6 protein-coding genes and 1 tRNA gene are annotated in these 7,216 nt (G+C 69.2%); 2 read left to right on the plus strand and 5 right to left on the minus strand.

The genetic code is table 11. The annotated features are described in order from the left end of the window. A partial coding sequence (locus DQW06_RS01180; protein ID WP_198662356.1) for a polysaccharide lyase family 1 protein occupies positions 1 to 1,064 on the minus strand: 1,064 nt, incomplete at its 3' end. An 839-nt stretch (positions 1,065 to 1,903) separates the two neighbouring features. On the opposite strand from DQW06_RS01180, the gene DQW06_RS01185 reads away from it, so the two are divergent. Further along, positions 1,904 to 3,328, plus strand: coding sequence for a non-reducing end alpha-L-arabinofuranosidase family hydrolase (locus DQW06_RS01185; RefSeq protein ID WP_013153959.1), 1,425 nt, complete (start codon positions 1,904 to 1,906; stop codon positions 3,326 to 3,328). 417 nt (positions 3,329 to 3,745) lie between these two features. Here the strand turns inward: DQW06_RS01185 and DQW06_RS01190 are convergent. From DQW06_RS01190 to DQW06_RS01205, 4 genes are all read right to left on the minus strand, one after another. Continuing rightward, a tRNA-Val gene (locus tag DQW06_RS01190) sits at positions 3,746 to 3,819 on the minus strand. Between the two features lie 50 nt (positions 3,820 to 3,869). Then, the gene (locus DQW06_RS01195; RefSeq protein ID WP_071622411.1) at positions 3,870 to 4,322 is read right to left on the minus strand and encodes a peroxiredoxin; all 453 of its coding nucleotides are present in this window, start codon (positions 4,320 to 4,322) and stop codon (positions 3,870 to 3,872) included. Between the two features lie 93 nt (positions 4,323 to 4,415). Continuing rightward, positions 4,416 to 4,841, minus strand: a complete 426-nt coding sequence (locus DQW06_RS01200) for a DUF3052 domain-containing protein (protein ID WP_013153961.1) — start codon at positions 4,839 to 4,841, stop codon at positions 4,416 to 4,418. 169 nt (positions 4,842 to 5,010) lie between these two features. Then, a complete protein-coding gene (locus DQW06_RS01205) occupies positions 5,011 to 5,418 on the minus strand; it encodes a YjbQ family protein (RefSeq protein WP_013153962.1) in 408 nt (135 codons plus the stop codon). A 128-nt stretch (positions 5,419 to 5,546) separates the two neighbouring features. Between DQW06_RS01205 and DQW06_RS01210 the strand changes: the two genes are divergently transcribed. Further along, positions 5,547 to 7,199: an alkaline phosphatase D family protein gene (locus DQW06_RS01210; protein WP_013153963.1), complete on the plus strand. Its 1,653-nt coding sequence runs from the start codon at positions 5,547 to 5,549 to the stop codon at positions 7,197 to 7,199. Positions 7,200 to 7,216: the final 17 nt, after the last annotated feature.

Here is a 7,216-nt window from a genome sequence, read left to right on the forward strand (position 1 = left end):
TCCGGCGGGTCGGTCGGGTCCGGGTCCGGCGGGTTCTCCGCCTCGCAGTTGCCGTCCGAGACCTGGTTGCCCTTGTTCGCGCCCGCGATCTGGCCCAGCATCCCCGGCACGCACCCGGCGTCGTCGAGTTCGTAGGAGTAGGGGATGCTCACCGACGTGGTGGACTGGGGGTTGGGCCCGGCGGGGTAGTTGTCGTCGCCCGGGCTGGACCAGGTGACGTTGTCGAAGATGTTGCCGCCGACCTCCCAGGTGCCCCTCTCGTCGGTGTAGAAGGTGCCCAGGACGTCCTTGGAGTCCTCGAAGTAGTTGTTCTCCACCTTCGCTCTGGCGCCGGCACGGGAGTTGATGCCGGACTCGTGGATCTGGGTGTAGTGGTTGCTGTACATGTGGCCTATGCCACCGCGCAGCAGGGGCGCGCGCGAGTCCAGGTTCTCGAACCGGTTGTGGTGGTAGGTGACGTAGCCGTTCGAGCGGTCGCTCTCGCTGGATCCGACCAGGCCGCCGCGGCCGGAGTTGCGCAGGATGCTGTAGGAGAGGGTGACGTACTGGGTGTTGTTCTTCATGTCGAAGAGGCCGTCGTAGCCCTCCGACTCCCCGCCCGACGCCTCCAGGGTGACGTGGTCCACCCAGACGTTGCGGACGCCGTTCTCCATGCCGATGGCGTCGCCGCCGTTGGACGTGGGCGAGCCGGACTTCTTGACGTTCCGGACGGTGACGTTCTGGATGATGATGTTGCTGGACTCACGGATGTGGATGCCCAGCTGGTCGAACACGGCCCCGCTGCCGGTGCCGACGATCGTGACGTTGCTGATGTTCTTGAGCTCGATCACGTCGTCGGCGGTGTCGCAGCTGTCGCCCGACACCTTGGAGGTGTTGCCGTGGTTGATGGTCCCCTGGACCTCGATGATGATCGGGGTGCTGGCGCTGGCCCGGTTGCACAGGGCCTCGTGGATCTGGGTTCCGGTCGTGGCCCGTACCGTCTGTCCGCCCGCGCCGCCGGTGGTCCCGCCGTTCTGGGTCGCGTAACCCGTGGCGCTACCGGTCTGCGCGGCCGCCGGGGACATCGGCAGGGCCAGACCGGCCGCCACCACCGCCGAGGCGGCCAACGTCGACAGGAGTCGACGGGTGGTTGTTCTTCTCACCGCTTGCCTTTCCAGTAGGGATGAGCACTGGGGTGTCCCAACTCACATTAGAGAAAGCGCTTTCCATGTCAAGGGGGTTAATGCAAACGCTTGCAAGAGGGACAAGTGTTGCCACAGCATTACAGGCTTGTGAACTGCGGACTTACTCGCAGCGGCGAAAAAAAATGGGATCGAGTCCCTCGAAGTATGCAACCGGTTGGTGCGCCTCACCGGCGACGTCACGGGACAGGAAGGCCATGTCCAGCCGACGCCGGACCGCCGCCCGGCATTCGGAGACGACGAGCCGAAGAAACGGACACTTTCAGTCAATTCAGACACAGGTGAGCAGGTTGAGCCCCCAGGCGAACGGAGCCCCGCAGGCCCGTACGCGGTTCCACCGCACCCGTGGTCCGGGCGGGCCCCATCAGGGGCTTCACCATGCCCCGACCGGTGGACTCCCCGGTTCCGGAAATTTTATGAAAACCACGGCTTGACTTCCGGAGTGTTCTCGCTCAGATTCAACGGCAAGGCCAACGACGCCCTCCGGCTTTCCGGGCAGGCCTTGCACACCGGATCCTGGTTCAAGCGTGCGCCAGGACACTCGAAAAAATGTTAACGCTAACATCCCAGATGAAGGTCCAGGACTCGTGGTGTACCCCCTCGTGCGGATAGTGCGACTCCAGGTCCTTGGAGGAAGAACGATGTCTACGTTGAGCAGGTCTTCGATCTCGCCGCCCTCCCGACCGCGAGGGTGGTTACTGCGGGTCCTCGTCGTCGTCCTGATGGCCCTGGTCGTCGGTGGTGCCGGTGCCGTGACGGTGCCGACGCCCGCCGCGGCGGCGACGGTGGACACCAACGCGTGGTACGTGCTGGTGAACCGCGACAGCGGCAAGGCGTTGGACGTGTACAACCTGGCCACCGGTGACGGCGCGCGGATCACCCAGTGGACACGGAACGACCAGTACCAGCAGCAGTGGCGGTTCGTCGACTCCGGCAACGGTTACTACCGGTTGCGGTCACGGCATTCGGGCAGGGTGCTGGACGTCCACAACTGGTCGACCGCCAACGGCGGCGGTATCGTCCAGTGGACCGACCACGACCAGGCCAACCAGCAGTTCCGGCTGGAGGACTCGCCCGGCGGCCACATCCGTCTGGTCAACCGGCACAGCGGCAAGGCCGTGGAGGTCCAGGGCGCCTCGACCGCGGACGGTGCCAACGTCGTGCAGTACGACGACTGGGGCGGCGGCAACCAGCAGTGGCGGCTCGTCCGCGTCGACGGCGCGGGACCGGGCGAAACGTGCGCCCTTCCGTCGAGTTACACCTGGACGTCGACCGGGCCGCTGGCGCAGCCGAGGCCGGGGTGGGCCTCGCTCAAGGACTTCACCCACGCCCCCTACAACGGCCAGCACCTCGTCTACGCGACGACCCACGACACCGGGACGTCATGGGGCTCGATGAACTTCGGCCTCTTCTCGGACTGGTCCCAGATGGGCTCGGCCAGCCAGAACCCGATGCCCTTCTCAGCCGTCGCGCCGACGCTCTTCTACTTCGCCCCCAGGGACGTCTGGGTGCTCGCCTACCAGTGGGCCGGTCCCGCCTTCTCCTACCGGACATCGACCAACCCCGTCAACGTGAACAGTTGGTCGGCTCCGCAGACGCTCTTCTCCGGAAGCATCGGTGACTCCTCCACGGGGCCCATCGACCAGGCGCTCATCGGCGACAGCACGCACATGTACCTGTTCTTCGCCGGGGACAACGGCCGCATCTACCGGGCCGGCATGCCCATCGGCGACTTCCCGGGCAGCTTCGGCTCGACCTCGACGGTCGTCATGTCCGACAGCACCAACAACCTGTTCGAAGCGGTTCAGGTCTACAGGGTCGAGGGCGAGAACCGGTACCTCATGATCGTCGAGGCCATCGGCGCGCAGGGGCACCGCTACTTCCGCTCGTTCACGGCCACCAGTCTGGACGGCACGTGGACACCCCAGGCCGCGACCGAGGGCAACCCCTTCGCGGGTCGGGCCAACAGCGGCGCCACCTGGACCAACGACATCAGTCACGGTGAGCTCATCCGCACCAACCCCGACCAGACCATGACCGTCGACGCCTGCGACATGCGGTTCCTCTACCAGGGGCGCTCCCCCGGCTCCGGCGGCGACTACGGCCTCCTGCCCTACCGGCCCGCAGTGCTGACGTTGCGGCGCTGAACCCCCGAGCAGGGTCGTCCCGAAGTCGAGTGGCCCCCGGGCGAACCGGCCACGGCCTCCGAGTCGGAGCCTCGCGTTGCGGGAGAGCATCCTATCGGCCTCCCCGATCACCGCGGCCCCGGCCACAGGGGGTACTTCGGGGGGTCCGGGGGCCTCCCCCGGAAAGCATCGCGGGCCGCGGCGAGCCGGTCGAAGACCGGCGAGCAGCGGCCCGCGCCACGTGGACCCTGGGCAACCCAACTACAACCCCCGGGGCGAAGCCCCGCGTTGTGAGGGAGTGCCCCGCCCACCTCACCGATCGACGCGCCCCCGACCGCAGGGGGTGCCTCGGGGGGTCGGGGGGTCTCCCCCCGGGAAACACGAAGGACGACCCTGCTCGGGGGCCTTCGGCCGCCTCGCCGGGTCGTCCCGAGTCCGTGGGCGCGAAGGGACTCGAACCCCTGACCTATTGCTTGTAAGGCAATTGCTCTAACCAACTGAGCTACGCGCCCGTGCGTCGGACGAGATCATACCGCTTCGCCGGAATCACCGCGCCCGGGTTTCAGACCAGCTCGCGCAGCTGCCGCAGGTACTCGTCCACGTCACGCGGTTCGGAGAACCCGGTGACGGTGGACCAGCGCACGACTCCCCCGGCGTCGATCAGGAAGGTCCCCCGCCGCGCGGTGCCCCGCTCGGGGTCGAACACCCCGTAGGCCCGGGCCACGCCGCCGTGCGGCCAGAAGTCCGACAGCAGGGGGAACGGGAAGCCCTCCCGGTCGGACCACGTGCGCAGGGCGAAGACGGAGTCCACCGACACCGCCATGACCTCGGCGCCGAGATCGGCGAACTCGGGGTGGCGCGCGCTCAGCTCGGCGAGCTCCCCCGAGCACACGCCCGAGAAGGCCAGCGGGTAGAAGACCAGCAGGACGGGGCGGCCCGACACCGGGGAGGTGTCCTGGCCGTACTGGTCCTGGAGGGTGAAGTCGGGCGCGGGGGCGCCCACGGGGGCGGTCATGGATCCCTTTCGTCGGCGAGCACTCCTCAGCGCCGCGCGCCCGCCTCGGGGACGCGCGGCACCGGATGCCTCACCCTTGGCGGGTGGTGTCCGTCACCGCTTGGGAACGACCAGCCGCGTACCCGACCAGTCCGCGCCGATGCTGACTGCGCTGGTCTGGGAGAGGCCCGACGTCGTCGCGGCCTCGGCGACCTCGTTGGGCGACACGTGCAGGTCACGGCCCGCCTTGGGCGTGAGCACCAGGATGGTCCCGCCGTCGGCGATGGTGGTCACCGTGTCCATCAGCGCGTCGGTGAGGTCCTCCTCCTCGTCGGACCGCCACCACAGCAGTGCCGCGTCGACGTCGCCGTCGTAGTCCTCGTCGACCAGCTCCTCACCGGTGAGTTCGGTGATGGATGCGCGCAGGTTCTCGTCGACGTCGTCGTCGAAGCCGAATTCCTGCACCACCTGACCCGGCTTGAATCCGAGTCGGTCAGCCAAGCCGCGTTCGCTCTGTGCCTGGCCCGCGGTCGCGCTCACGAAAGTTCTCCTCCACAGATGGTTTTTCTCAATCTTGCCTGCACGAAGCAGTTGTCACAACGACGCCGGGCTGTTTGCGCGCCCGACACGTGGGTCCGCTGACCATCGCTGATGGCCTAGTTCACACGCTAGCGGCATGTTCCGTCAACGCGCTGCCAAACCTTGCCCGTCAGGACGAGAGGTAGGACAGGCGCACCCTGCGGTCGGGGTTGTCCACGTTGAGGTCCACCACGGCGATGGACTGCCACGTGCCGAGTTCGAGTCGGCCGCCGACGACGGGGACGGTGGTCTGGGGTGCGACGAAGGCGGGCATCACGTGCGACCTGCCGTGACCCCGCGAGCCGTGCTTGTGCCGCCACCGGTCGTCGGCGGGCAGCAGGTCGGCCAGGGAGGCGAGGAGGTCGTCGTCGGACCCCGCCCCGAGTTCGATGATCGCCACACCCGCCGTGGCGTGCGGGACGAAGACGTTGAGCAGTCCGTCCCCTCCGGCCCCGGCGACGAAGTCGCCGCACTGGCGGGTGATGTCGGTGACGCTCTCCGATCCACCGGTGTGCAGCTCCAGGATCTGTGTCCTCATAGCGCCACCTTCGCGCAGGCGCGGCGCTCGTGCAACCATCCGGCTCCCGGCTGTGGATGGCGCTCGGCCCGGTGAGGGGCCATACTCGTCCCCCACATGTGCGAACCTGGTCGAAAGGAGGCGAAACGGTGACTGCTTCTTTACTTCTGGGGCCCCTGCTCAGGCACCCGGGGGAGACCACCGCCACAGTGTGGGTGGAGACGGACGCCCCCTGCGCGGTGCGTGTCGTGGTCGGCGGCGCCGCCGAGGCGACCGCCCGGACCTTCACCGTGCACGGCCACCACTACGCCGTCTGCACGGTCGCGGGGCTGGTCCCGGGCTCCCGCCTGCCCTACGAGGTGTTCCTGGACGAGGACCGGGTCTGGCCGGAGCCGGACAGCCCCTTCCCGCCCAGCACCGTGCGCACCGTGGACCCGGAGGCGCCCACGCGGCTGCTGTACGGGTCCTGCCACACGCCCACCCACGACACTCCCGAGGGCGTGGTCCGCTACGGCCCCGACATGCTGCGCGCCACGGCCCGGCGGCTGGCCCGCGAACCGGTCGGGGGCAACCTGGCGCTGCTGCTCATCGGCGACCAGGTCTACGCCGACGAGGTGCAGGAGTCGATGCTCGCGTTCCTGCGCGAGCGTCGCGTCCGCGGGGGCGCCCGCGACGACCCCGACGACGAGGTCGTGTACTACGACGAGTACGCCGAGCTGTACCGGCAGGCCTGGAGCGACCCGCAGGTGCGGTGGCTGCTGTCCACCGTGCCGACCCTGATGGTCTTCGACGACCACGACGTCCGCGACGACTGGAACACCTCGGCCGCCTGGCGGCGCGCCATGGACCGCCAGCCCTGGTGGCGCAGGCGCATCACCAGCGGTCTGGGCTCCTACTGGGTGTACCAGCACCTGGGCAACCTCTCCGAGCAGGAGAGGGAGGGCGACCTGCTGTGGAAGCGGGTGCGCGACGCCGACGGCGACGCCGAGGACCTGGTCGACGCCTTCGCCTGGCAGGCCCACAGCGAGCCGTCGAGCTACCAGTGGGGGCACCACCACGACTTCGGCGGTGTCCGGCTCGTGATGGCCGACACCCGCTGCTCCCGCGCCCTGGGCGAGGGCGACCCCTCCGACGGGTCCAGGTCGATCCTGGGGCCCCAGGGCCACGACTGGCTGGACGGGCACCTGACCGGCGGGCCGGACCACGTCGTGGTCGCCTCGACCGTCCCGGTGCTGCTGCCCCCGGCCGTGCACCGGTTGGAGGCCTGGAACGAGGCGGTGTGCGCGGGCGCCTGGGGGCGGTGGCTGGCGGGGCCCGCCGAGCGGCTGCGCCAGGACATCGACCTGGAGCACTGGGCCGCCTTCCAGTACTCCTTCCGCCGACTGTCCGACACCGTGGGCGAACTCTCGCGGGGCGAACGGGGCCCGGCCCCGGCCACCGTGCTGTTCCTGGGCGGGGACGTGCACTTCTCCTACCTGGCGCGCGCCCGCCACCGCGGGGGCGGCGCGAGCCGGGTGACCCAGCTGGTCTCCTCCCCGCTGTGCAACCAGGCCCCGACGAGCATGCGCCGCATGGTCCGGCTGTCGGTGAGCCGCCCGCTGCGCGCGATCGGGTGGCTGCTGACGCGGCTGGCGGGGGTACCCGAGCCCGATCTGCGCTGGGACCTGGGGTCGGCCCCCTACTTCGGCAACACCCTGGGCCAGGTGGACTTCGACGGGCGCGCGGCCAGGGCCTCCTGGTACCACTGCGCCCAGGGCGGGGGCGACGCGCTGCCCGACGTGCGCATGACCGCGGACCTCTGACGAAGCACCGCACCGGC

Source organism: Nocardiopsis sp. TNDT3 (genome assembly GCF_003427465.1).
Classification (GTDB): Bacteria; Actinomycetota; Actinomycetes; order Streptosporangiales; family Streptosporangiaceae; genus Nocardiopsis; species Nocardiopsis dassonvillei.